The sequence below is a fragment of the Escherichia sp. E4702 genome, assembly GCF_963883545.1.
Classification (GTDB): domain Bacteria; phylum Pseudomonadota; class Gammaproteobacteria; order Enterobacterales; family Enterobacteriaceae; genus Escherichia.
The window spans coordinates 1-695 of record NZ_CAWORF010000053.1 but is presented as its reverse complement, the minus strand read 5'-3'; the positions used below and the strand labels follow the sequence as shown (position 1 = coordinate 695).

Genomic DNA, 695 nt, shown 5'->3' with positions numbered 1-695 from the left:
GTCTGGACCGTGTCTCAGTTCCAGTGTGGCTGGTCATCCTCTCAGACCAGCTAGGGATCGTCGCCTAGGTGAGCCGTTACCCCACCTACTAGCTAATCCCATCTGGGCACATCCGATGGCAAGAGGCCCGAAGGTCCCCCTCTTTGGTCTTGCGACGTTATGCGGTATTAGCTACCGTTTCCAGTAGTTATCCCCCTCCATCAGGCAGTTTCCCAGACATTACTCACCCGTCCGCCACTCGTCAGCAAAGAAGCAAGCTTCTTCCTGTTACCGTTCGACTTGCATGTGTTAGGCCTGCCGCCAGCGTTCAATCTGAGCCATGATCAAACTCTTCAATTTAAAAGTTTGATGCTCAAAAAATTAAACTTCGTAATGAATTACGTGTTCACTCTTGAGACTTGGTATTCATTTTTTCGTCTTGCGACGTTAAGAATCCGTATCTTCGAGTGCCCACACAGATTGTCTGATAAATTGTTAAAGAGCAGTGCCGCTTCGCTTTTTCTCAGCGGCGCGGGGTGTGCATAATACGCTTTCCCGCTACAGAGTCAAGCATTTTTTTTTGCTTTTCTCTGCCGGAATTCTCAGGAGAATCCCGCTGACCCGGCGGCGTGTTTGCCGTTGTTCCGTGTCAGTGGTGGCGCATTATAGGGAGTTATTCTGAGCTGACAAGAGGAAATTTAAAATAATTTNCGAAT

At 48.6% G+C, this 695-nt stretch carries 1 rRNA gene; it reads right to left on the bottom strand.

Going from position 1 to position 695, the window contains the following annotated elements:
• Nucleotides 1-339, bottom strand: a 16S ribosomal RNA gene (locus AACU94_RS24480); the annotation flags it as partial.
• Nucleotides 340-695 lie beyond the last annotated feature (356 nt).